Annotated in this window: 30 protein-coding genes and 1 riboswitch; of the genes, 28 read left to right on the top strand and 2 right to left on the bottom strand. The window is 49.2% G+C overall.

The features are described 5' to 3' along the window. From EGV91_RS17150 to flgL, 14 genes are all read left to right on the top strand, one after another. Positions 1-726 (top strand): OmpL47-type beta-barrel domain-containing protein (locus tag EGV91_RS17150; RefSeq protein WP_421958252.1); only part of this gene is annotated, 726 nt, incomplete at its 5' end. A 126-nt stretch (positions 727-852) separates the two neighbouring features. Continuing rightward, a complete protein-coding gene (locus EGV91_RS14045) occupies positions 853-2,313 on the top strand; it encodes a flagellin N-terminal helical domain-containing protein (protein WP_135504731.1) in 1,461 nt (486 codons plus the stop codon). Positions 2,314-2,480: 167 nt separating this feature from the next. Beyond that, positions 2,481-3,263: a glucosaminidase domain-containing protein gene (locus EGV91_RS14040; protein ID WP_135504729.1), complete on the top strand. Its 783-nt coding sequence runs from the start codon at positions 2,481-2,483 to the stop codon at positions 3,261-3,263. Between the two features lie 160 nt (positions 3,264-3,423). After that, the gene (gene fliD / locus EGV91_RS14035; RefSeq protein ID WP_135504727.1) at positions 3,424-4,905 is read left to right on the top strand and encodes a flagellar filament capping protein FliD; all 1,482 of its coding nucleotides are present in this window, start codon (positions 3,424-3,426) and stop codon (positions 4,903-4,905) included. A 1-nt stretch (position 4,906) separates the two neighbouring features. Continuing rightward, positions 4,907-5,290: a flagellar protein FliT gene (locus tag EGV91_RS14030; protein WP_135504725.1), complete on the top strand. Its 384-nt coding sequence runs from the start codon at positions 4,907-4,909 to the stop codon at positions 5,288-5,290. Between the two features lie 10 nt (positions 5,291-5,300). Further along, positions 5,301-5,678 carry a flagellar export chaperone FliS gene (fliS, locus tag EGV91_RS14025; RefSeq protein WP_135504723.1) on the top strand — a complete coding sequence of 126 codons (378 nt, stop codon included), beginning with the start codon at positions 5,301-5,303 and terminating at the stop codon, positions 5,676-5,678. A gap of 32 nt (positions 5,679-5,710) precedes the next feature. Then, positions 5,711-6,514, top strand: a complete 804-nt coding sequence (gene motA, locus EGV91_RS14020; protein WP_135504721.1) for a flagellar motor stator protein MotA — start codon at positions 5,711-5,713, stop codon at positions 6,512-6,514. After that, the gene (motB, locus tag EGV91_RS14015) at positions 6,504-7,277 is read left to right on the top strand and encodes a flagellar motor protein MotB (RefSeq protein ID WP_135504719.1); all 774 of its coding nucleotides are present in this window, start codon (positions 6,504-6,506) and stop codon (positions 7,275-7,277) included. The genes motA and motB overlap by 11 nt, the downstream gene beginning before the upstream one ends. Before the next feature lie 16 nt (positions 7,278-7,293). Further along, the gene (locus EGV91_RS14010; protein ID WP_135504717.1) at positions 7,294-7,713 is read left to right on the top strand and encodes a flagellar basal body-associated FliL family protein; all 420 of its coding nucleotides are present in this window, start codon (positions 7,294-7,296) and stop codon (positions 7,711-7,713) included. 53 nt (positions 7,714-7,766) lie between these two features. Next, positions 7,767-8,207 (top strand): flagellar protein, encoded by a 441-nt coding sequence (locus tag EGV91_RS14005; RefSeq protein WP_135504715.1) that lies wholly within the window; start codon positions 7,767-7,769, stop codon positions 8,205-8,207. 18 nt (positions 8,208-8,225) lie between these two features. Beyond that, positions 8,226-8,498, top strand: a complete 273-nt coding sequence (flgM, locus tag EGV91_RS14000; RefSeq protein ID WP_135504713.1) for a flagellar biosynthesis anti-sigma factor FlgM — start codon at positions 8,226-8,228, stop codon at positions 8,496-8,498. A gap of 27 nt (positions 8,499-8,525) precedes the next feature. After that, on the top strand, positions 8,526-9,011 hold the full coding sequence (locus EGV91_RS13995) for a flagellar protein FlgN (RefSeq protein WP_135504711.1): 486 nt from the start codon (positions 8,526-8,528) through the stop codon (positions 9,009-9,011). A gap of 21 nt (positions 9,012-9,032) precedes the next feature. Then, positions 9,033-10,268, top strand: coding sequence for a flagellar hook-associated protein FlgK (gene flgK, locus EGV91_RS13990; RefSeq protein WP_135504709.1), 1,236 nt, complete (start codon positions 9,033-9,035; stop codon positions 10,266-10,268). Positions 10,269-10,293: 25 nt separating this feature from the next. Beyond that, on the top strand, positions 10,294-11,091 hold the full coding sequence (gene flgL / locus EGV91_RS13985; protein WP_135504707.1) for a flagellar hook-associated protein FlgL: 798 nt from the start codon (positions 10,294-10,296) through the stop codon (positions 11,089-11,091). A gap of 251 nt (positions 11,092-11,342) precedes the next feature. Here flgL and EGV91_RS13980 read toward each other — a convergent pair whose 3' ends face one another. Together EGV91_RS13980 and EGV91_RS13975 are read right to left on the bottom strand one after the other, a co-directional pair. Beyond that, positions 11,343-12,182, bottom strand: coding sequence for a flagellar hook-basal body protein (locus tag EGV91_RS13980; RefSeq protein WP_135504706.1), 840 nt, complete (start codon positions 12,180-12,182; stop codon positions 11,343-11,345). A gap of 18 nt (positions 12,183-12,200) precedes the next feature. Next, entirely contained in the window at positions 12,201-13,034 is an 834-nt protein-coding gene (locus EGV91_RS13975) for a flagellar hook-basal body protein (RefSeq protein ID WP_135504704.1), read from the bottom strand. 208 nt (positions 13,035-13,242) lie between these two features. Next, a riboswitch (cyclic di-GMP riboswitch) is annotated at positions 13,243-13,329 on the top strand. Positions 13,330-13,410: 81 nt separating this feature from the next. Here EGV91_RS13975 and flgB point away from each other — a divergent pair. The 14 genes from flgB (at position 13,411) to fliN (ending at position 24,840) form a co-directional block, all read left to right on the top strand. Next, the gene (gene flgB / locus EGV91_RS13970; RefSeq protein WP_135504702.1) at positions 13,411-13,809 is read left to right on the top strand and encodes a flagellar basal body rod protein FlgB; all 399 of its coding nucleotides are present in this window, start codon (positions 13,411-13,413) and stop codon (positions 13,807-13,809) included. Positions 13,810-13,815: 6 nt separating this feature from the next. Next, a complete protein-coding gene (flgC, locus tag EGV91_RS13965; RefSeq protein ID WP_135504700.1) occupies positions 13,816-14,265 on the top strand; it encodes a flagellar basal body rod protein FlgC in 450 nt (149 codons plus the stop codon). A 71-nt stretch (positions 14,266-14,336) separates the two neighbouring features. Then, positions 14,337-14,633: a flagellar hook-basal body complex protein FliE gene (gene fliE / locus EGV91_RS13960; protein WP_135504698.1), complete on the top strand. Its 297-nt coding sequence runs from the start codon at positions 14,337-14,339 to the stop codon at positions 14,631-14,633. Positions 14,634-14,665: 32 nt separating this feature from the next. Then, a complete protein-coding gene (gene fliF, locus EGV91_RS13955; RefSeq protein WP_135504696.1) occupies positions 14,666-16,297 on the top strand; it encodes a flagellar basal-body MS-ring/collar protein FliF in 1,632 nt (543 codons plus the stop codon). Positions 16,298-16,308: 11 nt separating this feature from the next. Next, positions 16,309-17,325 (top strand): flagellar motor switch protein FliG, encoded by a 1,017-nt coding sequence (gene fliG / locus EGV91_RS13950; protein ID WP_135504694.1) that lies wholly within the window; start codon positions 16,309-16,311, stop codon positions 17,323-17,325. Then, the gene (locus EGV91_RS13945) at positions 17,318-18,115 is read left to right on the top strand and encodes a FliH/SctL family protein (RefSeq protein WP_135504692.1); all 798 of its coding nucleotides are present in this window, start codon (positions 17,318-17,320) and stop codon (positions 18,113-18,115) included. The genes fliG and EGV91_RS13945 overlap by 8 nt, the downstream gene beginning before the upstream one ends. Next, positions 18,096-19,412: a flagellar protein export ATPase FliI gene (gene fliI, locus EGV91_RS13940; protein WP_135504690.1), complete on the top strand. Its 1,317-nt coding sequence runs from the start codon at positions 18,096-18,098 to the stop codon at positions 19,410-19,412. Before EGV91_RS13945 ends, fliI begins: the two co-directional genes overlap by 20 nt. Before the next feature lie 3 nt (positions 19,413-19,415). Then, positions 19,416-19,880 carry a flagellar export protein FliJ gene (gene fliJ, locus EGV91_RS13935; RefSeq protein ID WP_135504688.1) on the top strand — a complete coding sequence of 155 codons (465 nt, stop codon included), beginning with the start codon at positions 19,416-19,418 and terminating at the stop codon, positions 19,878-19,880. Further along, a complete protein-coding gene (locus EGV91_RS13930) occupies positions 19,877-21,223 on the top strand; it encodes a flagellar hook-length control protein FliK (protein ID WP_135504687.1) in 1,347 nt (448 codons plus the stop codon). The genes fliJ and EGV91_RS13930 overlap by 4 nt, the downstream gene beginning before the upstream one ends. A gap of 29 nt (positions 21,224-21,252) precedes the next feature. After that, positions 21,253-21,711 (top strand): flagellar hook assembly protein FlgD, encoded by a 459-nt coding sequence (flgD, locus tag EGV91_RS13925; RefSeq protein ID WP_135504685.1) that lies wholly within the window; start codon positions 21,253-21,255, stop codon positions 21,709-21,711. Between the two features lie 39 nt (positions 21,712-21,750). Further along, positions 21,751-22,527 carry a flagellar basal-body rod protein FlgF gene (gene flgF, locus EGV91_RS13920; protein ID WP_135504683.1) on the top strand — a complete coding sequence of 259 codons (777 nt, stop codon included), beginning with the start codon at positions 21,751-21,753 and terminating at the stop codon, positions 22,525-22,527. A 45-nt stretch (positions 22,528-22,572) separates the two neighbouring features. Beyond that, the gene (locus tag EGV91_RS13915) at positions 22,573-22,788 is read left to right on the top strand and encodes a flagellar FlbD family protein (RefSeq protein ID WP_135504681.1); all 216 of its coding nucleotides are present in this window, start codon (positions 22,573-22,575) and stop codon (positions 22,786-22,788) included. 14 nt (positions 22,789-22,802) lie between these two features. Then, on the top strand, positions 22,803-23,792 hold the full coding sequence (gene fliM, locus EGV91_RS13910; protein WP_135504679.1) for a flagellar motor switch protein FliM: 990 nt from the start codon (positions 22,803-22,805) through the stop codon (positions 23,790-23,792). Then, positions 23,782-24,840, top strand: a complete 1,059-nt coding sequence (fliN, locus tag EGV91_RS13905) for a flagellar motor switch protein FliN (protein ID WP_135504678.1) — start codon at positions 23,782-23,784, stop codon at positions 24,838-24,840. Before fliM ends, fliN begins: the two co-directional genes overlap by 11 nt. Positions 24,841-24,845: the final 5 nt, after the last annotated feature.

Raw genomic sequence — 24,845 nt, 5'->3', positions numbered from 1 at the left:
GACGAGCATAGCGGCGTTGCGAAGACTTTCTACTCAGTGGACGGTTCCGAGTATACAGAAGGCACGAGCTTCTCTGTAAGTGAAGAAGGGGTTCATGACGTTAAATTCTACAGCACAGATGCTGCTGGCAATACAGAAGAAGTGAAAACAGCGCAAGTGAAGCTCGACAAAACGGCTCCAGTCCTTTCGTGGAACCTTGAAGATGAAGTGGCACTTGGTTCTGAGCTGGCGATCAGCTACGAAGCAAGCGATGCTCTATCTGGAATCGCTTCTGAAAAACTGACTGTAAATGGCGAAGAAGTAGCAAACGGCGACTCTGTTTTATTTGATCAGCCGGGCGTATACACAATCCAAGTTACAGTTATAGACGCAGCGGGCTGGACAAGCACATTGGAAGAAACAGTCACTGTTTTCATTCCATTGAACGATTTCAAAGTGATGCCGGGCGTCATCAAAGGCAATAGCGGCGTGTTCTCTGTACAAGTCGGCTTGCCAAAAGGCTTTAACACGAAAGATTTCAATCTTGAAACAGTAACAATTAACGGTGTTTCCGCCATCTCAGGAAAAAACGGCTTTGAGCAGCAAGCGAAGCAAGGGCATTTCCGCTTTAACCGCGAAGAGTTCAAATGGGTGGATGGCATGCAAGTGCTGGAATTCCGTGGCATGGTCGGCGATTACTTGGTGATTGGCCAAGCGACAGTCGAAACGAAAGCTTCAAAAAAATAAAAATGTTTGAAAACTGTATCCTTTATGGGATACAGTTTTTCAAATTGAAGAATAACTTAAAAATGTAACTAATTGGCATATCAAATGATATAATTGGGGCATCGAAAATTTTCTGGGGGATTAAAGATGATTATTAACCGCAATATGGCCGCCATCAATATACTGAGTAAGATAAATTCAAATGCTAATTCATCAGCGAAAAGCATGGAAAGGATTTCTTCTGGAATGCGCATCAACCGGGCAGCTGATGATGCGGCAGGAACAGCGATTTCCGAAAAGATGAGATCCCAGATAAGAGGGCTTGAACAAGCACAAAAGAATATCCAAGACGGTATATCTTTTATTCAAACAGCGGAAAGCGGCTTGGCTAAAATCGCAGACCCGAATTTGCACCGTTTGCGGCAATTAGCTGTGCAAGCAGGAAATGATACGCTCTCATCAGGTGATCGCCAAGCAATCCAGAACGAAGTCAATCAGATTTTGGGCAATATTGATGATATAGCAGATGATACAAAATACAACGGCATTAGCTTATTGAATGTGCCAGCTGCATTTCAGGAACCACAGGCCAATCAGCCTTCAAACAAATCAGACATTGTGTTTATCATTGATAAAACAGGAAGTATGGGCGACGATATAGCGATGGTTGCTGCAAACATACAAGATTTCGCAACAGCCTTAAATTCGAAAGGCATTAATATTCAACTGGGGCTGGTTACATATGGCGATGTTGTTCCATCAGAAGGCGGAGACCCTATCCGATTACTGCCTTTGACCACTGATATTGACAAGTTCGAGCAAAGCATCAAAGCCATTCAAGTCGGAGGCGGCGGTGGCGGATACATGGGCGCAGAGTCGGGGCTTGAAGGAATAAATGAAGCTATGGAATATGCTTTCAGAAGCGATGCCTCAAAACAATTTGTTCTCATCACTGATGCAAAAGTCCATGATGATAATACGGATTTGGACGGCGGAGACGGCCAATCCCTATTTGATATCGAAGATATGGCTGCTCGAGTGAAAAATCAAGACATTAAATTGACAGTTGTCGGTCCAGCCGATGGGAATGTGGATGTTCAGTTGCAGCGTCTTTCAGAACCTACAGGAGGCGCCTACTTGAATATAAGGGGTGACTTTTCTTCTCAATTGAAAGTATTGGCGAATGAGATTGTCAATGATTCTTCTTCGGAGAATGCCGACCTCCAAATTCAAATCGGAGCTAATGCAGGCGAAGTTTACGGCATCAATCTCTCAGATGCACGCACAGAATCGCTCGGGATCAATCAGCTAAAAGTGGATCCTTGGTCGGAAGCGCAAAAAGCGATTTCGAAACTTGATGGCGCCATGCAACAAGTTTCTAGTGAACGTGCAAAATATGGAGCTTACGAAAATTCCTTGGGGCATCTGCAAAACAGTGCAGCAGTGAGTGCGGAGAATTTGACTGCCGCTGAATCCCGTATCCGCGATACTGACATGGCAAAAGAAATTATGAACCTGACAAAGGCGAACATTCTGAACCAGGCATCGCAGGCGATGATGGCACAAGCCAATAAGCAGCCGCAATCCATTCTGGAGCTATTGAAATAAGTGCATAGCTGTTTAGCGGGAATGTGACTAAAGGCATATGAAAATTAGCATACTTTATAAATAAATCCAATACCATTGAAGTTGTTGACACATTTATCCTATTTTATTTCCGGCGCTTTTTCGTATAATGAAATCACGTTGATTTATGAAAAGGTGGGAACCGACCGATGTTTAACCCGATTTCGTCTAATATGCTCCAATATATGGCCACCTCACAGGCTATGCCTTCTTCAAGCCAAGCTGGCAATTCGCCGCTCGGCAGCATGGGCAGTGAAAATTCGATTTTCACAATGATCATGAATGCTGCGATGCAGAGCATGCAGCAAGCACAGACTGTGCCTCCGGAAGTGCCGCTTGGCCAAAACCCGTTCGCCAGCCAATTTGCCGGAGCGTTCACACCGATCCAAGTGATCATCCAGCCTTATTTGCCTCAAGCTGCCGGCGCACAGCCTACGGTTGTCCCAGTTTCCGCTGGACAAACTCAGCCAAGTTTAGCGTTCGATACAGCGGAAGTGCCAACAACTGCAGGTGATACAAGCGACTTCGGCTTTAAACCGGTCCAATTCCTGAAACTGGAAAATATGCTGGAGGGCAAATTGAGCGGAGCGGCGAATCATTTCATCAATGCCGGCAAGAAATACAATATTGATCCGAGCTTGCTAACGGCGATTGCGATTCACGAAACAGGCAATGGTTCGTCCCGTGCAGCCAATGACAAGAATAACGTCGCGGGCATGATGGGCAAAGACGGCCTGCGCAGCTACGCATCGGTCGAAGACAGCATTTTTGATATGGCGCGAAATTTGCGCAAGAATTACTTGAATCAAGGCAAGGATTCGATTGCGGCAATTGGTGCTAAATATGCGCCAGTCGGAGCTGCGAACGATCCGACGGGCTTGAACAACCATTGGACAAACGGCGTCAGCAAACAATTCAGCAATCTCGCATAAGAGTTATGGCCGGTTCCTTTGGGAGCCGGTTTTATTTTTTTGCTGAATTGCGTTAATAATGTCCCACATTCTGCCGATAACTCTTATATACAAGACTATGCACCATTACGGGACGAAAAATATAATTACTCGATAATCATTAGAAACGGAGTGGATCACATTGCGCATTGGCGGATTGGCAACAGGAATGGATATTGATCAACTAGTGAAAGATTTGATGGCGGCTGAAAAAATGCCGCTTGATAAAATAACTCAGCAGAAAACCTGGATTGGCTGGCAGCAAGATTCGTACCGGGATTTCAATTTGTCGCTGTCTAATTTGCGCACAAGCGCTAACAGCCTGCGTTTCACGTCGTCGTTCAATGCGTTCAGCGCAACTTCTTCGAATACAGCAAGCTTGTCGGTGACAACGACTTCCAGTGCAGTGCAAGGTTCTTATAGCGCTGAAGTGAAAAGCGTAGCAAGTTCAGCGAAACTGCATTCGACTTTAGCAATTCAGAAAACGGATGGCACGGGAGCTGCAAAATCCACGGATGCTATCGGAACTGGTGGCACCATTACAGTTGGGGGTGCTACTGTCACATTAACCGGCGAAGAAACTTATAAAGATGTGGCTTTAAAACTGCAGGATGCTACAGCGGCATCGTCGCCAGCATTGCGCGTTAGCTTCGACGATACAACTTCACGCTTTTTCGTGTCTTCGAAAACGATGGGTGAAGCGCAGAACTTTTCCATCACATTCGACTCTGCAGCGCTTGCCAAGCAATTCACAGGGGATGCAGCACTCACAACAGTATCGACGAATACCGGAGCGGCATATGGGTCTGCCGGAACGAACGGTTCAGTGGAACTGGATGGCATACTTATCGACGGATTGACAACGAATCAGACAACAGTGAACGGCATGACCTTGAATTTATTGCAAGTGGGAGGGCCTTCAACAATTACCGTTAGTTCGGATCCTGCAAAGCCGCTAGAGTCGATTAAAAATTTCGTGGAGCAATACAATAAAGCCATTACCGAACTCGAAACCTCTTTGCTGGAAAAACGCTATCCGGATTTCCAGCCGCTGACGGACGAACAGCGCAAAGCGATGACAGAAAACGAAGTCGAGTTATGGGAAGAAAAGTCACGCAGCGGCTTGATGCGCAATGATCCGATTTTGCGGGACGCGGTCCTTCAATTGCGAAAGGCGTTCATGGATGAAGTGGAAGGGATTGCACCAGGCAACGCTACGCTCATCTCGCAAATCGGCATTTCAACAGGGCATTACAGTGAAGGGGCCCGCTTGAACATCGATGAAGATAAGCTGAAAAAGGCATTGGCAGACAAACCCGATGAGGTGATGGCTTTGTTTACAAACAAAACCGGCGGCCTCGGTGTCGGGGACCGGGTCTACAATGAGTTGAACGCAGCGATCAAAAGCTTAAGCACGCGAGCCGGCAATCCGGGAAGTTCAGTCGACAACAGCTTAATCACTAAACGAATCAAGCAAATGGATGAAGATATCTCAAACTGGCAGGACCGGCTGGGGCGGGTTGAAGACCGCTACTGGAGACAGTTCACAGCAATGGAAAAAGCGATGAACACGATGAATCAGCAGAGCGTCTGGATGCAATCGAATATGTTCGGTGGCATGTAAGATGCATGAGGAATATTTAAAGGAATTGCTCGGGCAGACGAGAGAATTGTTAATGCGGGCTAAACTGATTGACTGCAAAATGGAGAATAACGATGATGGCCAATTGGAGGCGGTGCAGGCGTTGTTTGAAAATCGCCAACGGGCAATTGACCGGCTTGCGGGAGCAATCAACGCAAAAGGTTTTAGCTGGACGCCGGCAGACCGCGAAAAAATAGCAGAACTGAAAGTGCTGGAACTGGATTTGCAGCCGCTGGTTACCGGCTTGCACGAAGCATTCGGCAATCAGTTGAAACGCATTGGCCAGTCTAAGAAAATGTCGATGAAGTATATCGGCGCCTATCAGAATATGGGCGCCGGCGGTTCATTCATCGACAAACGAAAGTAGGAGGGGAATTATGGCAACAATCAACCCATATCAAGCTTACCAGCAGAACTCGGTAATGACAGCATCACCACAAGAGTTGACGCTGATGCTCTACAACGGGTGCTTGAAATTCATGAAATTAGCGAAAAAAGCGATGGCTGAAAATAAAATAGAAGAAAAGCATACGAATCTCATAAAAGCACAAGCCATTATCCAGGAATTGCGGCACACGCTGAATATGGATATTGCTATGTCTGAAGGCCTTGCACAATTATACGATTTTACATACGGCAAATTGATCGAAGCCAATATGAAAAACGACACAGCAGCCCTGGAAGAAGCAGAAGGCTATATCTTGGAACTGCGCGATACATGGAAGCAGGCTATGGGCCAGCTGAAGAACAGATAACAGAAAACAACGAGTGAAATGAGGTTTTTGGTGTGGATAAGACATCGTGGATAGGCATATTAATGGGAATGCTCGTATTGGTGGGCGGAATGATTTTGAAAGGGTCCGATCCGATTGCGTTGTACAACCCCGCTGCATTGGTCATCATTTTCGGCGGAACGGCCGCTTCCATCTTGATTGCGTTTCCGGGCGAGGAAGTGAAGAAGATCCCGAGCTTGTTCAAGGTGCTTTTTGGTGAAGTGAAAGTGATGCCGTTAAAGCAAATGATTCCGATGTTTACGGAATGGGCGATGGTTGCGCGCAAGGAAGGGCTATTGGCGCTTGAAGAGCGTGCGGAAGAAGTGGAAGATCCATTCCTTCAGCGGGGCTTGAAGATGGTCGTCGACGGCCAGTCCATGGAATACATCCGTGAATTGATGGAAGAAGAAATTGCGGCAATGGAAGACCGGCATGAACTGGGGGCGAAAATCTTTTCGCAAGCCGGTACGTATGCACCGACGCTCGGGGTGTTGGGCGCGGTTATCGGACTTGTTGCCGCACTTGGGCATTTGGACGATGTGGCATTGCTCGGAAAATCGATTTCAGCGGCGTTCATCGCGACGCTGTTCGGGATATTCACGGGATATGTGCTGTGGCATCCGTTCGCCAATAAGCTGAAACGCAAATCGGAACAGGAAGCTCGCACAAAGCAAATCATGCTGGAAGGCTTGCTTGCGGTTCAGGAAGGCTTGCCTGTCCGGACGATCGAAGAGAAATTGTTGACGTATCTGCCGGCGAAAGACCGGATCCTGAAAGAAGAGGTAAAGGAAAAGGTGGGTGGGCGCGTTGAAGCGTAAACACAAGCACGAAGAGCACGTCGACGAGTCGTGGCTTATCCCGTATGCCGATATTTTGACGCTCCTGCTGGCGCTGTTCATCGTGCTGTTTGCAGCAAGCGAAGTGAATTCGCAGAAGTTCCAGGAGATTTCCGATTCGTTCAACCAGGAATTGCAGGGCGGCACAGGTATTCTCGAGCAGCAGGCGCCGGTGGAAACGCCAGGCGATACATCGAAACTGGCGGATCTGGAAGAAGACGGCGAGGAAGAAGAATCGCCGAAGAGTCCGGAAGCAATCGCACGGGAAAAGGATTTCAAGGAATTAGGTGAAATCCAGGAGAAAATCGAAGCATATATCAAGGAAAAAGGGCTGTCGCCGAGGCTGCAGACCATGCTGACTTCAAAAGGGCTGCTGCTGACGATCAAGGAAGGGGTGCTGTATCCTTCCGGCAGTGCGGATATCACAGCGGAAGCGGACGCGATGGCTGCTGAAATCGCCAAGCTGCTGGTGACGGACGTGCCGCGGACGATCTACATTGAAGGGCATACCGACAATGTGCCGGTGGACGGCGAACGCTACCCGTCAAACTGGGAGCTGAGCTCGGAGCGGGCGATCAATTTCATGAAGATTTTATTGGAAAACAAAGAGCTGGACCCGCGCAAATTCAGTGCGACGGGCTACGGCGAGTACCAGCCGGTTGCCACGAATGAGACGCCGGAAGGGCGGGCTGAAAACCGCCGCGTGGAAGTACTCATTTCCCCGCACACCGTGGAAGAAAAATAATGGATAGAGGTGCAGCATGAAAAACATGAAAGTGATTGTGATTTTATTGTTAACAATGGCCATTGTGGGGGCAGGCGCCATGTTTTACTTGAAAGAACCGCAGGCGGAAGCCGATAAAAAGCCGTCAGCCGAAGAAATTGCAGCGCGGAGCGTCGACACGGATGTGATTACGACGAATCTTGCTTCCGAAGACAATTACGGGGTTGTGCAGTTCAATATTTTGCTGAGCACTGAAAAAGCGAAAGAAGAAGCGGAAAAACGTGCGCCTGAAACGAAAGCCGCCGCAATCTCGACAATCGCCGGCTTCACGAAAGAGCAATTGGCCGGCAAAGACGGCATTGCATCGTTGGAAAAGGAACTTTATACGAAATTGAACGAGATCATGCAAGATGGAAAAGTCGAGCGTGTGCTCGTAACAGAATTTAAATTGCAATAAAAGCTAAACTTTTTCCGGAAAGTGCCGATATAATTAGTAGAAAGAACCAGGTGATGCAAGTGCAATCAGACCGGTTAGATAATTGTTCGATTTGTGGGAAATTGTATTTGAAGACATTTACCGATCATTGTCTAGAATGCTATAAAGAAATTGAAGAAGATTTCAAATTTGTCGAAGCGTTTTTGCGGAGAGAAGAGCATCGGTTCACGACGCTGGAAGACTTGAGCGAAGCGACGGAAGTGTCGGCGAAGCGGATTTCGTCATTCATCCGGGAAGGACGGATTTACGGTGAAGACTTCCCGAATCTCGGTTACCCGTGCGCCCATTGCGGCATCGCGATTAAGCGGCAGATTTTGTGTACTTCCTGCTACGACACATTCTCCATGGAAATCAATAAAACATTGAAACAAGAACAATTGCTGGAAGAGCTCGCAGCTGATAGAAGGCAGGGTTCAGGAGCCGCGAAATACTGGCAGCTGAAGCAAGGGAAATAACAGGAAGGCGGTGGCAGCATGCATATCGATAAAACGAACGGTTCAACTTTCATTAATTCGTATCAAAAGCAGATGAATGTACCGCCGGTGGACAAGGCGAAGCCGATCCAACAGGAAGACCAAGTGCAGATTTCCAACCGGGCCAAAGAAATGTTCGAGAAGAAAACAGAAGCAAGTACAGACAGACAGGAAAAAATCGATGCATTGAAAGCCCAGATCCAGTCGGGCGAATACCAGGTCAACAGCCAAAAAGTGGCGGACAAGGTGTTTCAATTTTGGTTTGATAAATAACGCTGGCTGCAAGAGGGAGGAAGTCGCATGCTAAATCGATTGGGCGTGGCGCTTGAAGAGCTGATCGAGATACAGAAACAGCTCATCGATTATGCGGAACAAAAGCGCGTCGTGCTCATTGAACGGCGCGTGGATGAACTGAACGTATTAGTGAAAGACGAAGCGAAGCTGGTGAAGCAGCTGAACGTGATTGAAGCTGAACGCGAGCGCGTGGCGATTCAATTGATGGAGCAATACGGTGCGGACAGCTTCAGCGGATTGGTCGACGGCTTGCCGGACGAACTGATGAAACGCAAGCTGCAAACGCAGGTCAAAACGCTTCAGGGATTATTAGTAGAATTGCAGGCGAAAAACCAGATCAACGAGCGCTTGCTGCTCGATTCGATGCATTTCGTGCAGCACATGATCGACCAAGTGACAAAAACGAAGCAACAGCATTTCAATTACCAATCGCCAATCGGCAATCAAAAACCACAGACAAGCAGCCAAGGCTTTTTCGATACAAAAGCTTAAGGTTCCAGGAGGCAGAGAAAAATGGTTTCAACATTTCACGGATTAGAACTCGGCAAACGCGGCCTAGCAGTGGCGCAGACAAGCATCTCGACAACGGGGCATAATATTGCAAACGCCAATACACCAGGCTATTCACGCCAGCAAGTCAACCAGGCATCGGCGCCATCGCTTGACGTCTGGGCGAGCGGCAGCGTCAACCCGAGCCAGCTTGGCCAAGGGTCGCTTGTCGAATCGATCACCCGTGTTCGGGACCGTTTTCTCGATGCCCAATACCGCGACCAATCTTCTTCTGCCGCGGAATGGTCCGTGCGCCAGGAAACGATGGGCCGCATTGAAGTGGCCATCGGCGAACCGAGCGAAACAGGCCTCCGCGTGTCCATGGACCAATTGGCTGCTGCCTGGCAGGATGTGGCGAACGACCCGTCGAGCGCATCTGCGCAAGCCGTTTTGAAAGAACGTGCGTTAGCGTTCACTGAACTTGCTCAGTCGATGGACCGGTCATTCGGCAACATCACAGCGGACTTGACGCTGCAGCAAACTGCAGCAGTCGGCGAAGCGAACGGCTATTTGAAAGAAATCGCCGAACTGAACCACAGCATCCTGAAAAGCGGCAGCAATTCAAATGACTTGCTCGACAAACGGGACATGCTGGTGGAAAAACTTTCAGCATTGATGCCGATCGACGTCAAAGCCAATAAAAACGGCGTCTACGACATCAGCACACAAAACGGCAAACCGCTCGTAACAGGCATCGAACAAACCGGTTCAATCGCGGTCGGAGAAGCGGTTGGCGGCGGCAAAATCGGCGGCATTGAAGAAGCGCTGAAAACGGTTGAAGCGCACCAAGGCAATTTGGCGGCTGTCGTTGAGAAATTCGCAGAAGCGAATGGCTTGAACAGCGCCGGCAGTTTATTTGCCAGCGGGACGCCGTTTACGGTCCAGAGCTTGAGCGTCAACACAGGCGCAGCTTACACAGCACTGGCAACTCTTGAAGAAGACAGCAAAGCGGCGCAGAGCGATTTCCGCGCATTGGTCAGCCAGATTGGCGCACAAAGCCAGACAGCGATCAACGGTGCAGCGAATTCGGAAGCGGCGTTGATGGCGACCGACAACCGCCGCCAATCGGTGACGGGCATTTCGATTGATGAAGAAATGGCGAATTTGATCAAATACCAGCATGCTTACAGTGCGGCGGCGCGTTTCGTGTCGACCACCGATGAATTGCTGGATACCTTGATCAATCGCATGGCGCGCTAATGAAACCGAGTGGAGGTAAATCACGATGAGAGTCACCCAACAGATGCTGCACCAAAATTCGGTACGCCACATGAACCAGAACTTGAGCCGTTTCGAAAAAACCAATAGCCAAGTGTCGACCGGCAAAATGATCGAGCGACCTTCTGATAATCCCAACGGCGTCAGCAAAGCGATGAGCATGAAAAGCTCCATTGCCGCGAACGAACAATACGCACGCAACACCGATGAAGCAAAACTGTGGCTCGATGAAACAGACCAGACGATCAGCAGCATGACGAGCGTCATGCACCGCGTGCGCGAACTGGCCGTCCACGCGAGCAATGGCACAATCAATGATTCCGACCGCGATGTGATTGCGTCCGAGCTGGAAGAGCTGAGCACGCAGATGAGCCAATTTGCGCAAGCGAAAGTCAACGGCCAAGCGTTGTTCGGAGCCGACAAAAAGTTCACTATCAGCGATGGACTTTCCATTAAAGCGAACGCGTCTGCGGCTGAAGTGCTCGGCGACACGATGGCGGTTTTGGAAAATCTGGCCGCAGCAGTAAAAGCCGGAAATGGCATCGACCTTGACGCCATCGATGGTGGCATGGAGCGCATGCTCGGTGCGCAAGCTGATATCGGGGCGCGTACAAACCGCGTCGAAGCGACCGAAAATCGCTTGAAAGACCACACATTCGAATTAAAAACAGCGGTTTCCAAAATAGAAGATGTCGATTACGCGGAAGCGATCATCCGATTGAAAAGCGAAGAAAGCATCTACCAAGCGAGTCTATCGGCAAGTTCAAAAATCATTCAGCAAAGCTTGATGGATTTTCTGCGATAAGATTTGTAGAGCACCTGCATGCGCAGGTGCTTTTTTTATGGGCATTTTTCAGGTTTGGAAAGTATTGTGGGCTGCTGGGGAAGTATTTGAAGGGCTAAAGAAAGTATTCGGCTGCCAATAGAAAGTATTTTCAATGTCAGGGGAAGTAAGCCCCAAAAATGGAATTTATTTTATTGGAATTCACTAAAAAAGGCCATAAGCAACTCGATGGATTCGAGTTTGCTTATGGCCTTAATAACTTGATGAAAATTTTATCCTCTAATCGAGTTCGTGAGCCCCATCATGTCGTCGGCAAACGAAATCGCTTTGCCCTGGGATTGGATGAGGCGTTGGGTGGCGATCAATTCGGTCATTTCTTCTGTCAGATCGACATTCGACCCTTCGAGTGCGTTTTGGCCGACACGGATGACGCCGCCATTTTGAGCAGACAGGTCGATGATGCGCAAGGTGCCGTTCGCGATTTGCTCGCCTTCGGTATCAGGCAATTGATAACGGTTGCCGCCAGCTTTTTCCAGCAAATTGGGGCGCGTAATGTCGGCGACACTCAGCTGTACTTGATCTGCTTGCTTGCCGGGAGTCTTGTAGGAAATTTCAATGGCGCCGTTTGGCCCTACTTCGATGCTGCTGTAATCGGCGTCAAAGGAAATCGGATTGTTGTTGATGTCCAGGACAGCGTCACCGTTCGCAGTGACAAGATTGACACGGTTCGAATTAAGGACGGGCTGCGCCTGGAAGGAACCATCTTTTGTGTAAAATACATTATCGCCATTTGAAACGCGGAAAAATCCGCTGCCTTGTATATTGAAATCGAGTTGGCGGCCGGTTTGTTGAAGCGCGCCTTGCTCATTGCGCAACGCCGTTTGGCCGATTTTGACGCCCGAACCAATCCGTAGGCCATTTGGCGTAAGCCGGCCGATTTCGTTCTCGGCGCCTGCTTGTTTTGTGATCGATTGAACGAGGGCATCGGAGAAAGTTGCTTCCTGCCGTTTGTAGCCGTTGGTGTTGACGTTGGAAATGTTATTGGCAATGACGTCGACTTTCTTTTGAAGTTCACGCATTGAATTTGCCGCTGAATTCATTTGAATGTTCATCTGAAATTGTCTCCTCCTTTAAACCCGGCCTATTTCGTTGGCCGCTTTTTCCATGCTCCGGTCGTACGCCTGTATGACTTTCTGGTTCACTTCGAAGCCTCGGTAGGTGTTCATCATATCGGTCATCGTCTGTGTAAGATCGACATTCGATGATTCGATGAACCCTTGTTGAATGAATGAACTGGAATTATTTAGAAATGGAACGTCAGCTGCCCGTTGTGGAGCTTGGGCATCCGTGCCTTCCCAACGGAATAAACCGTGTCCTTCTTTCACCAATTGTTGAGGATTTTCTGTATGCCCAATCCATAGTTCATTAGTCTCATTACCGTTTGCAAATGTTATTCTACCATTTTGTTCAACTGTAAAATTGTTGTCGGTCGCTTGGATTGGTGACATGTCCGCACCGAGAACGTTATAGCCTTCGCTTGTCTTCAGCAAACCGTCTGCGCCGACCGAGAACTGGCCATTTTTCGTGTAGCGCACTTCACCGTTTGGAAGCGCTGCGGCGAATACGAGCGAACCCCGTTCTTGGGTCACGGGATTCACTGGCAATAAGTCGTCCATCAATGCGAAATCCGTGGAATTGCCCGTAGATTTCAATGCCCCTTGGGCGAATGAAGGAATGCCTTCCTGTGCGTAGACGCCTGTTGAAAGGTGGCCGACTTGGTGGCCGGCAGCTGGCGTTTTTGCAGCTCCCATCGCCTTGATCAATTGGTCCGGAAACGAGCGGAGAACGGTTTGGTCTCCTTTGAAACCGGGCGTGTTGGCGTTGGCTAAATTATTGGTCAAAATTTGCTGTTTTCTGTTATGGGCCATCATCCCTGAAGTGGCTGTGTATAAACCGCGAAACATTTAGGTCATTCCTCTCGAAAGTGAATATGCTTATTTACGCGTATCATAACATTAAAATGTGAATATAAATATATTTTTATGGAAAATATAGTATAAAAAATTTATAAAAGAAAAATATACAAACAAATCTAAACATGTTACTATAATTTCGAACTAATAATTCAAAATGGTACAAAATACCGAGTTTAACAAATAAATATGATTATCATTCCGATAATGGCAAACTTATTCGAAAGAAAAGGACGCAAAGCCACGGGCCTACGTAATTAGATTATACGGCAGCCGGGTTACCGAAAAATGGTCGATTTACTCTAAATCCTCCTTTTTTAGGCAGGATTTTTTTATTGTCATAATTTTTTGCAAAGGAGCAATGAATGTGAATCTTTTCCCCCAATCGTTCCAGTCGCTGGAGCAAGCCATGTCAACCGCCACTTTGAAACAGCGCGTCCATACCGCCAATATTGCAAACGTGGATACCCCAAATTATAAAAGCAAACAAGTAAGCTTCCAGTCAGCGCTTGATACTGCAATACATCGCCAGCCTCTGGCAAGCATCAAAACCGAACCGCAGCATATTGCCTTCAGTACGGAGAACGGCGAATCCTCACATTTAATCAAAGAAAACAATTCTACGAAGATTACGCCAAACGGCAATAACGTCGATATGGATGCAGAAATGGCAGAACTAGCGAAAAACCAATTATGGTACAACGCCCTGACCGAACGGGTCAACGGAAAATTCAATTCGCTGCGCAGTGTAATTGATGGGAGGTAAGAATCGATGAATTTGTTCAATGGATTGAATATCAGTGCTTCCGGTTTGACGGCGAACCGCTTGCGGATGGATGTGGTGTCATCAAATATCGCCAACGCCAACACAAACCGCGCCAAAATCGTCGACGGCGAATGGGTGCCGTACCGCCGGAAGTCAGTTGATCTGACGCAAAGCGGCGTCAGCCCGTTCCAGCAGCAATTGCATTCGGCAATGGGCAAAAGCTCGGTGTCCGGCGTATCGGTTTCCTCTATCAAAGAAGACCAAGCGCCATTTATCCAAACTTATGACCCTGCCCATCCCGACGCGAATGAAGAAGGCTACGTCTTCTCACCGAATGTCGACCCCGTGAAAGAAATGGTCGATTTGATGTCAGCGACACGTTCTTATGAAGCAAACGTCACGGCACTGAACGCCTCGAAAAGCATGTTCATGAAAGCTTTGGAGATCGGTAAATAATCAGCAGCTAATCAAAAATTTAAGGTTCAAACAATAAATAAAAAATCGATTTGATTGCTATGGAGGTAATTATGGTAACGATAAACCCGATGCAAGCCCCTTTTCTGCAGCCGCTGTCGGTTGCAAAGCCTGAGCCAGAAAACAAAGTCGGCGGTTTCGGCGATATGTTGAAAAAGTCGCTGGAAGATGTCAACGCCGCACAGAATAATTCAGATAAACTGACCGGCCAATTGGTGACAGGTGAAGTGAAAGACGTCCACGAAGTGATGATTGCGTCCCAAAAAGCGAGCTTGTCGCTGCAAATGACTGTCCAAGTCCGCAACAAAGTGGTTGAAGCTTACCAGGAAGTCATGCGAATGCAATTATGATTCAGGCAGATGAGGAAAAGGATGAAGCGTAAATGAAAGAGAAATTGACGGTTTACCGAAAAAAAGTCACGGAATCGTGGGGCGGCTTTTCAAAATCCACAAGGTTGATGATTGCCGGTTCGGTACTTTTGACGATCCTGATGATTTCGATTTTTGTATTTTTGAATGGACGGACGGATTATGCGGTGCTGTATTCCGATTTATCCGCATCTGAAGCGGGGGAAATCAAAGCGGCGATTGAAGAGCAGGGTGTGCCGGTGGAAGTGTCGGGCGATTCGAAGACGATCAGCGTACCGAAAGAAAATGTCGCGGATTTGAAAGTCAGCCTTGCAGCAGATGGCATTCCGCAAAGCGGCAATGTCAATTACAGCATTTTCAGTGAGAACATGGGACTTGGCATGACCGATCGCCATTTTGACGTCGTCGAACGTGATGCGATGCAGAACGAATTGGCGAATTTGATCAAAGGCATCGATGGCGTCCAAGATGCCAATGTCATGATCACACTGCCAAAAGAAAATGTCTGGATTACGGATGAAGAACAAGTTGCGACAGCATCGGTTGTCATTCAAGGCGATCCGGCTTTCCAGCTTGACCAAAAAGAAGTCAATGGCTTGTACCATTTGATCAGCAAAAGTGTACCGAGCCTGCCGGCTGACCAGATTGTCATCATGAACCAGAACGGGCAAGTGTTTGAAGCGCTGAAAGAAGAGCAAATGGACACGACGCTTTCGGTGTACCAGCAGCAGCGTGAAATCCAGAAAGATGTGGAAAAAGACATCCAGCGCCAGCTTCAGCAAATGCTCGGCATGACGATGGGCCACGATAAAGTGGTGGTGTCGGTCTTGACAAGCATGGATTTCACCAAAGAAAAGCGGGAAGAGAAACTCGTTGAACCGGTCAATACCAAAACCGGTGAAGGCATCGACTTGAGTGTTGAACGCATTGTCGAAACATATAACAGCGAAGGTGCAGTGCTGGAAGATGCTTCCGGAACCGGGGAGTCGGAAATCGCGAATTACGAAGCGGCGGACGGTGGCGGATCGAGTGAATCGGAGCGCACTGAGGAACGCATCAACCGCGAAGTCAACCGCATCAACAAGCAAATTGAAATGAGCCCATACGTCATTGATGACATTACGATCAATGTTGGCGTGGAACCTCCGGTACCTGATAATCCAGGCAGTTTATCGCCGGAAAATGTAGCGGATATCCGCAATTTGCTGAGCAATACAGTAGCGACGACGCTAAGCATGAACGGCGACGACATCGCGCAGGAAGATTTGGACACCCGCATTTCCGTTTTTGCGACAGAATTCAAAGGCAAACAGCCGATTGAAGAAACTGAACCGATCCAGAACTGGTGGACGATTGTACCAGCTTGGTTGATGTGGGTCATCGGCGGAAGTCTCGCTGCATTGGTGATCGGAATCATTATCTTCGCTTTGACGCGCAGAAGAAAGCGTGAGGAATACGAAGAAGAAATTGACTTCGGTATGTTCGAGAAGCCGCTAGACGGCGCACGCATCAACGAAATCGAAGAAATCGATTTGGCGGAACTGACATCGAAGTCGAATCCGAAAAGAAAGACCATTGAAAAACTTGCGAAAGAACGGCCGGAAGACTTTGCGAAATTGCTGCGTACGTGGATGGCTGATGAATAGGAGGGTAGCCCATGTCTAAACAACGCATGAAAGGGTTGACTGGGGTGCAAAAAGTGGCTGTATTGCTGGTGGGTCTTGGACCTGAAGTATCGGTCGAGATTTTCAAACAGCTGAGCGAAACAGAAATCGACCAGCTGACACTTGAAATTTCGAATGTCCGGCAATTGAAGAATAGCCAAACTGAACAAGTGATGAACGAATTTTACGGCATGATCCTGGGCCAGGATTTCATGAACGAAGGCGGCCTGGATTATGCGAAAGACATATTGGAGAAGGCTCTTGGAAAAGAGCGGGCGTTGGAGACAATCGGCCGCTTGACCAGCAGGCTGGAAATCAAGCCGTTCAGTTTTGCGAGAAAAGCGGATCCAAATCAGATTTTATCGGTTCTGCAGCATGAACATTCACAGACAATCGCTCTAGTGCTGTCGTATTTGGATCCGAAACAAGCGTCACAGATCATTTCCCAGTTGCCTCCGGGCAAACAGGCGGAAGTGGCGAAGCGCATCGCGTTGATGGAAAGCACATCGCCGGAAGTCATCCACCAAGTTGAACAGATTCTGGAACGCAAATTGTCGGCAACCGGTTCGCAGGATTACACTGCAACGGGCGGCGTCGAAGCGATCGTCAAAGTGTTGAGCAAAGTGGACCGCGGCACCGAGAAATCGATTCTTGCTGAACTTGAACTGGAATCGCCGGACCTTGTCGAAGAAATCAAGAAGCGCATGTTCGTCTTCGAGGACATCGTGCTGCTCGATTCACGCACAATCCAGCGGATTATCCGCGAAGTCAACGACTCCGATTTGATTTACGCATTGAAGGTCGCGAACGAAGAAGTGAAAGAAGGCATTTACCGCAATATTTCTGCACGCCGTGCTGAAAGCATCAAAGAGGAAATCGAATCGATGGGCCCAGTCAAACTGAAAGATGTTGAAATGGCACAGACCAATATCGTGGCGCTTGTGCGCGGGCTGGAAGAAAAAGGTGAAATTACAGTTGCGCGCGGTGAAGGGGAGGAAATGATTGTCTAATCTCATTCGGACCCAGGAGCCATCAGAGCTCGGCAAGAAAATCATCGGCACCAGAAAAATTGAAACAAAGCCGCTGGCCATTTTCGGGAGCGACATCGACCCAGGCCAGCAAAAGCACGCACTCCAGCAAGAAATCGGTATGCTGCAAGCCCAGCACAGCGAACTCCTGCGCCAATTGCAGGAAGAACGCGAAGCGGCACTTGCCGAAATCAGCAACATGCAGCAAAGCGCTCGCCAACAAGCGGAAGCCGAAGCGCAGCGCTTGGCGGAAGAAGCTTCCCGAAGCGGCTACGAAAGTGGTTTTGCGACAGGCGTCAAACAGGCGGAGGACGAATTCCGCCAGGCGCGCGAAGACATGCAGCAGCTGATCGAGACTGCGTACCAGGAAAAGGCGAAGATCGTACAGGACGCCGAACCTTTTCTGCTGACGCTGAGTGTGCGCATCGCAGAAAAAGTGTTGAAAAATGAATTGAAGCAGCATGACAGCCAATTGCTGACAATTGTCCAACGCGCGTTGAAACGTGTGGAAGAAGCAGAAGATGTCGTCATGCAAGTATCGCTGGAAGATTATCCGATTCTACTGCCGTTTCTTGGTGAACTGAAAACCTATGTCCGCGCGGATTCGGAATTGAAGCTGGTGCCGGTGCTCAATCTGTCGAAAGGCGGCTGCATGATCCATACGGCCAGCGGCTCCTACGACGTCACCGTCGACAGCCAGCTGAAAGAAATCAAACGGCAAATGCTCGCTTATTGTGAGGAGAAGACAGTCCATGAACCTTCAGACAGATAAATACATGGAATTGATTGCAGAGATGGAGCCGGTGAAAAAACATGGCAAAGTGATCCAAGTGATCGGGCTGACGATTGAATCGAAAGGCCCCTACGCCAAAATCGGCGAATTGTGCCTGCTGTATCCGAACCATTACGAACGCCCGATTGAAGCGGAAGTCGTCGGCTTCAAGGAAAACAAGATTTTACTGATGCCGCTGCAGGATCTATCCCAGGTCGGTCCGGGCTGCCTGGTGGTAGCTACCGGTGTTCCGCTGCAGATCAAAGTCGGCCCTTCGATTCTGGGCAAAATACTCGATGGCACAGGAAAGCCGCTGGACGATAGCGCCTTGCCTTCAGGCCTTACCAAATACTCCACGAATAACATACCGCCAAACCCGTTAAAACGACCTCGCATCACAAGGCCGCTTGAAGTGGGCGTGCGTGCCATCGATGGACTTCTGACAGTGGGACAAGGCCAGCGCATCGGCGTTTTCGCCGGAAGCGGGGTCGGAAAAAGCACCTTGCTCGGCATGATTGCCCGCAATACAGAAGCCGACATCAACGTCATCGCTTTGATCGGCGAGCGGGGCAGGGAAGTGCGTGACTTTATCGAACGCGACCTCGGACCGGAAGGCTTGAAAAAGTCGGTCGTCATAGCAGCTACGTCAGATCAGACGCCGCTCCAGCGTATCAAAGGGGCATTGACAGCGACAGCGATTGCCGAATACTTCCGCGATCAGGGCAAAAACGTCATGCTCATGATGGATTCGGTGACGCGCTTCGCGATGGCCCAGCGTGAAGTCGGACTCGCAGTTGGCGAACCGCCGACCACCAAAGGCTACACGCCAAGCGTTTTCGCATTGTTGCCAAAACTGCTCGAACGGTCGGGCACATCAAGCAAAGGCTCGATCACAGCTTTTTACACCGTGCTCGTCGACGGAGACGATATGAATGAACCGATTGCAGACGCGGTGCGCGGAATTCTGGATGGCCATATCGTCCTTGACCGTAAAATTGCACAAAAAGGGCAATTTCCGGCAATCAATATCATGGCCAGTGTCAGCCGTGTCATGCACGATGTCACAACACCACAGCATCAGAAAGCGGCAGTCGAATTCAAACGGCTGCTGTCCGCCTACGACGCCTCGGAAGACCTCATCAACATCGGCGCTTATAAGAGCGGCGCCAACAAAGAGATAGATGATGCGATCCGCTCTTATCCGCTCATCAAAGATTACCTGCAGCAGGACATTTACGAAAAAGCCAAGCTCGATGAAAGCGTCGAGCGTTTGACAGCACAATTTGTGGGAGGGTAACTTTTGTCTCAATTCAATTTCCGTTTCCAGAAAATACTCGATTTAAAAGAAAACGAAAAAGGATTTGCCCAGCTGCAAATGGCGGATGCCATCAAGCTGCAGCAAGCGGGCTATGAACGCAACGAAGCGATCTACAAGAAAATCATCGATGCCGAACACTTGAAAAAAGCGAAGCAAGAAGACGGCATCAACATTTCCGAACTGCGTATGCTCGTCAATTATATCCATCAGTTGCAAGAGCAATTGCTTGCTTCAAACCGCGAGCTCGAATTGCTGCAAAGCAATGTAGCGAGAAGCCAAAATCAGCTGCAGCGCAAAGCGCAGGAAGAGAAGACATGGGACAGCCTAAAGCAGCAAAAGCATTCGCAATTTGTCGAACACAATAAAACAGCCGAACAACATTATTTTGACGAACTGGCAGGCACCCGTTTCTACCGGACCAACCAGACAGCCTCAGAAAGAGGGTGAGCACCATCGAAGCCTTGAAACTGTCAGGCCCGATTGCAGTGAAAACTGCTGCAGGCACATCAAAAACGAAACTGGAAGCAGCCATAGAACCCGGCGCATTCTCGAAGTTGCTTATTTCAATAAGCAATGGTGAAAGCGCGGGACAAGAACAGGAAACAACAGCATTGCTCGCAGACATTGAAGCGGCGCTAGCGGAATTGCAGCAGCTTCCGCCGGAAGAACTGCAGCCTGAACAGCAGGAGCTGCTAGCGGCTTTGGCGCAATTGCTGTCGCTGACCCAAGCACAGACAGCAGAAAAGGTGGAGGAGAAACCCTCCGGTTATGTAAAAGAAGTACAACCTGAAGCGGCGCAGCGGGCCAGGCTGGCAAACCAGCAAGTCGCTGACCCGGCCATTAAAGAGAAGATGGTGTTTTTACTGCATCAGATTGCTCATAAAGCGCAAGAACTTGGAATTGTTACTGCTAAAGAATTCGCCGATGTCCCTATTTTTATGGGGGTCGAAAAGGAATATATTTTAAACAAGCCAAATAAAGTAAACGAAGTTATTAACTTGCTGATAGCTGCTGCGGAAAACCTGGGAACGATGCAAGCGCCAGATCAAGCAGCCGCGTCTTCCAAACTGGCTGGCAAGGTCCAGGAATTGCTGCAGCTTTTGTCAGGAACTGTGGAAAAATTAGAAGTGCCGGCGGAGCCGCAACGGAAATATGAACTTCCGCCACTTGCACAAAGCACGAACGCTCCGTCTGCAACGGCTGCAAGCACGGAAGCGCCAGCAGCAACGGAACGCATGGAACCGGCATTGTCAATGGCTGTGCCGATGGAAACAGCGAAAGCTGCAGCGGCATCTGCTAAGGCGGAATTGACCGCAGCACCGCCACCGATGGCCCGCATGGCAAGCCTTGCGGATGACCTTGGAGCGATTCTTGGTTCCTCTGCAAAGCTCAGTGGCACAGGTGAAACCACTCAGTTGAAAGTCAGCATTTTTCCGGAACATCTGGGCCAGCTCGAAATCCGTTTGAGCACAGTCGACGGCAAAGTGGCCGCACACATACTTGCGAGCAATCCAATGGCGAAAGAGGCGTTGGAACTGCAGGTGTACCAATTGAGAAATTCGCTGACCCAGCAGGGAATCCAAGTCGACCGCATCGAGATTTCATCGCAGCAGCAGGCTGGCCAGTCGCTGAGCCAGCAGCAAGGGCAGCAGGAACAGCGTTTCGCGCGCCAGCAGAGGCAGCAGCCGACAACGAAAAACGGGTACCAGCAAAACGGCGAGGAAGCTAATGGCTTTGTGCGCGGAGCTGCTTCAGAGCTCTCCGTAATCGGCGTCGATTACACAATCTAAACTTATTCATACACCGAAGGGGTGGTTTGATGAATGTCAGCAATGCACAAAATACCGCAATGCAAACTGCACAGACGGCAAAGACCGGAGCGGAAAGCACACTTGGCAAAGACGCGTTCTTGAAAATCCTGGTGACGCAGATGAAAAACCAGAATCCGCTTGAACCGCTGAAAGACACTGAATTTATTGGCCAGATGGCGCAGTTCAGCTCTTTGGAGCAATTGACCAACTTGAACACGACGATGAATACGTTTGTCGGCGGCCAAGGGTCGGCATCTCTGACAGACCACGCGAACTTGATCGGCAATAAAGTCTTTTGGGAACGTGAAGTGAACGGCCAGACAGAATCCGGTGAAGGCATCGTCAAAGCAATCGCCATGAAGAATGGCGAATTGACGGTCGAACTTGAAGGAGACGGGCCGAAGCTTCCCATCAACACAATCCAACGCATAGAAAAATATATACCACAGGTTACGGAGACCGTCTGAGCCGATAGCGCCAGCGGTACTTGAAAGGGGAAAAACGAAATGTTGCGTTCAATGTATTCAGGAGTTTCAGGCATGAAAGGCTTCCAGACAAAACTGGATGTCATCGGTAACAATATTGCCAATGTCAACACAGTCGGCTATAAGAAAAGCACCATCAACTTCCAGGATTTGCTGAGCCAGAACATGTCAGGCAGCGGCGTCAATCCAATGCAGGTCGGTTTGGGCTCTCAGACTTCTGCTATCAATGTCATCCATACGCCGGGTTCGGCAATGACGACGGGTGTAGGAACCGATTTGGCAATTATGGGCGACGGCTTCTTCACGGTCAATGATCCAGCCAACCCGGGACAAACTTTTTTGACGCGTGCCGGCAACTTTGTCGTGGACGCAGATGGCGATTTGGTGACGAGCCAGGGCTATAGCGTTTTAGATACAGGAGGAAATGCAATCCGAATCAATCCGAATCAATACGCTTCGTTTTCGATTAACCGTGAAGGGCAAGTGATTGGCAAAGAACCGAATGGCAATGAAACACCGTTGCAGACAATCGGCGTTGCAAATCCGGAAAATCCTGCAGGGCTCCGCAAATTTGGCGGTTCGCTTTATGAAATGACAGCTGCAGCCGGAAACATGAACACCGGCACAGCAGCAGCCGCGACATCAATGATCTCCGCAGGCATGCTTGAAATGTCGAACGTTGATTTGACAGAAGAATTCACTGAGATGATCGTTGCGCAGCGCGGATTCCAGGCAAACTCCCGCACAATCACCACATCCGACGAAATCCTCCAGGAAGTCGTCAACTTGAAACGATAAGGGAGGGACAGGCTGAAAGCGCATAGCGCGCTTTCAGCTGTTTATATGATTAAACTGACAAGATTAAATCGTACACCGTTTTCCTTGAACGCAATTTACATCGAACGGATCGAGTCTACGCCTGATACCGTGGTGACATTAATATCAGGCAAAAAGGTGCACGTCCTGGAAACGGTGGACGAAGTCGCCGATAAGATCACCGCTTATTATTTGCAGATCAATATATTGCCGACGCTGCAGCGGCCGATAGAAGAACAGTGAGAGGAGGAGCACAAATGGATAAGCAATTGACCGATGAGAATTTAGAAGCAATCTTGGCAAAGCTGCCAGCAGACCAGCCGGCGCGCCAACCGGAAATGCGCCAGCGCAACGTGCAGACATATGACTTTAAAAAAGCGCTGCGGTTTTCACAAGACCAGATCCGCACATTGACACGGATCCACGAAAACTGCGCGCGCTTGTTGACCTCGTATTTGTCTACGCTGCTGCGGACCTATGTGCAGATTTCAGTGGCGTCTGTCGAGCAGTTCACATATGAAGACTTTGTCCGTAATGTGCAGAAAAAATCCATCTTGGGCGTTTTCAAAGCACCTCCTCTCCAGGGAAGTTTGCTGATGGAGTTCTCGCCGGATGTCACTTACATCATGCTGGATCGCATGCTTGGCGGGCAGGGCTCGACGGCTCCGGTGCAAAATGATTTGACGGAAATCGAAATGAGCGTCATCGAACGGGTCTTCATCAATGCATTGGGAACTTTTGAGGAAGCTTGGTCCTCGGTCGTGAAAGTGTCGCCGGAATTGAAGGAAATTGAAGTGAATCCCCAGTTCCTAACAACGTCGGCACCGAATGAAACCGTCATTCTCGTATCGCTGCAGACGAAAATAGGCGATGTCGATGGCGCCATCAATATCTGTCTGCCCCATGTTGTCTTGGAACAGGTGCTGCCGAAACTGTCGGCGCGCCACTGGCTGGCGAACCAGAAAAAAGCGATCGAGAGCCACGAAGCCATCGCGCTTGAGAAAAAGGTGCAGAATACACGCCTTGACGTCAAGGCGGTTCTTGGCAGATCGTCGATTGATATCGGCGATTTCCTGGACTTGAAAATCGGGGATGTCATCCGGTTGAACGAATCGTATGCAGACCCGGTCATGATTCTTGTTGATGAAAAGCAGAAATTCCTGGCACAGCCGGGCATCTCGAAAGGGCGCGTCGCTGTCCAAATCACCGACGTGCAGGAAGAAGGGGAAGAATACAATGAACTTTGATAAATTGTCCCCGGGAGAACTGGATGGCCTGCTTGGCCAAAAAGGAACGGAGGAGAAGCCGATGTCCGCGAATCATTTATTGCAAATTGAAAAAGAGGCATTCAGTGAATTATTGGCCGTATCGCTCAGCAGCGCGGCTGGCTCGCTTGGCGAAATGCTGAAACGGGAAGTTTCTGTGTCGGCGCCCGTCTTGGAAGTGAAACCGCGTGACGCTGTACTGGCTGCCGCCGCTGCGCCATTCTTCGTCATCCTTGGCGAATACAAAGGCGAAGTTGAAGGAATCCAATTGCTGGCCGTCAGCAAAGCCGATGTCGAAGCGCTCGTGAAAATCTGGGATGCCACAAGCGAACCAGACGACATGGAAAAACAATTTGAGATGCTGCAGAAATTGGTGGAAACGATGTTCGCGCCGATTACGAAAACGATGGGCATGCTGATGGAAAAAGAAGTGGCCTATTCGTTGTCCGGCATGGACATCGTGCAAAGCCAGGAAGATTTTCCAATCGCTAAATTCACCAAAGAGCAATGGTTTGCAGAAGCTGTTTTCAAGGTGCGGCTAGGCGCCGGAGCGGCGGCGGAATTTTCCCTATGCCTGCCGGTCCAGCTTGTCAAAGAGATAGCAGGCGTTTTAACGGGAGCCCCGGAAGAGGATTATGCAGAGGAGACCAGAGACATGGAATACCAATCGAATAACCAAACGGCGTCAGAGCCGAAGAAAAATACCGCACCAACAATCCAATCGGTCCAATTCTCGAATTTCGATGAGACGGCCACAAGCCAGACAGAACCGAACAATCTGGACATGCTGATGGACATTCCGCTGCAAGTGACAGTGGAGCTTGGCCGCACGAAGCGCATGGTCAAAGAAATCCTCGGCGTCTCGCCAGGCTCCATCATCGAACTCGACAAACTGGCCGGTGAGCCGGTTGATATCCTGATCAACAATAAAGTCATTGCAGTCGGTGAAGTCGTAGTCATCGATGAGAACTTCGGTGTCCGGGTGACGGATATCCTCAGCACAGCTGACCGCCTATCCAAACTGCGTTAATGGCA

Source organism: Planococcus koreensis, from assembly GCF_004761975.1.
Classification (GTDB): domain Bacteria; phylum Bacillota; class Bacilli; order Bacillales_A; family Planococcaceae; genus Planococcus; species Planococcus koreensis.
This window is presented reverse-complemented; position numbering and strand designations above follow the sequence as displayed.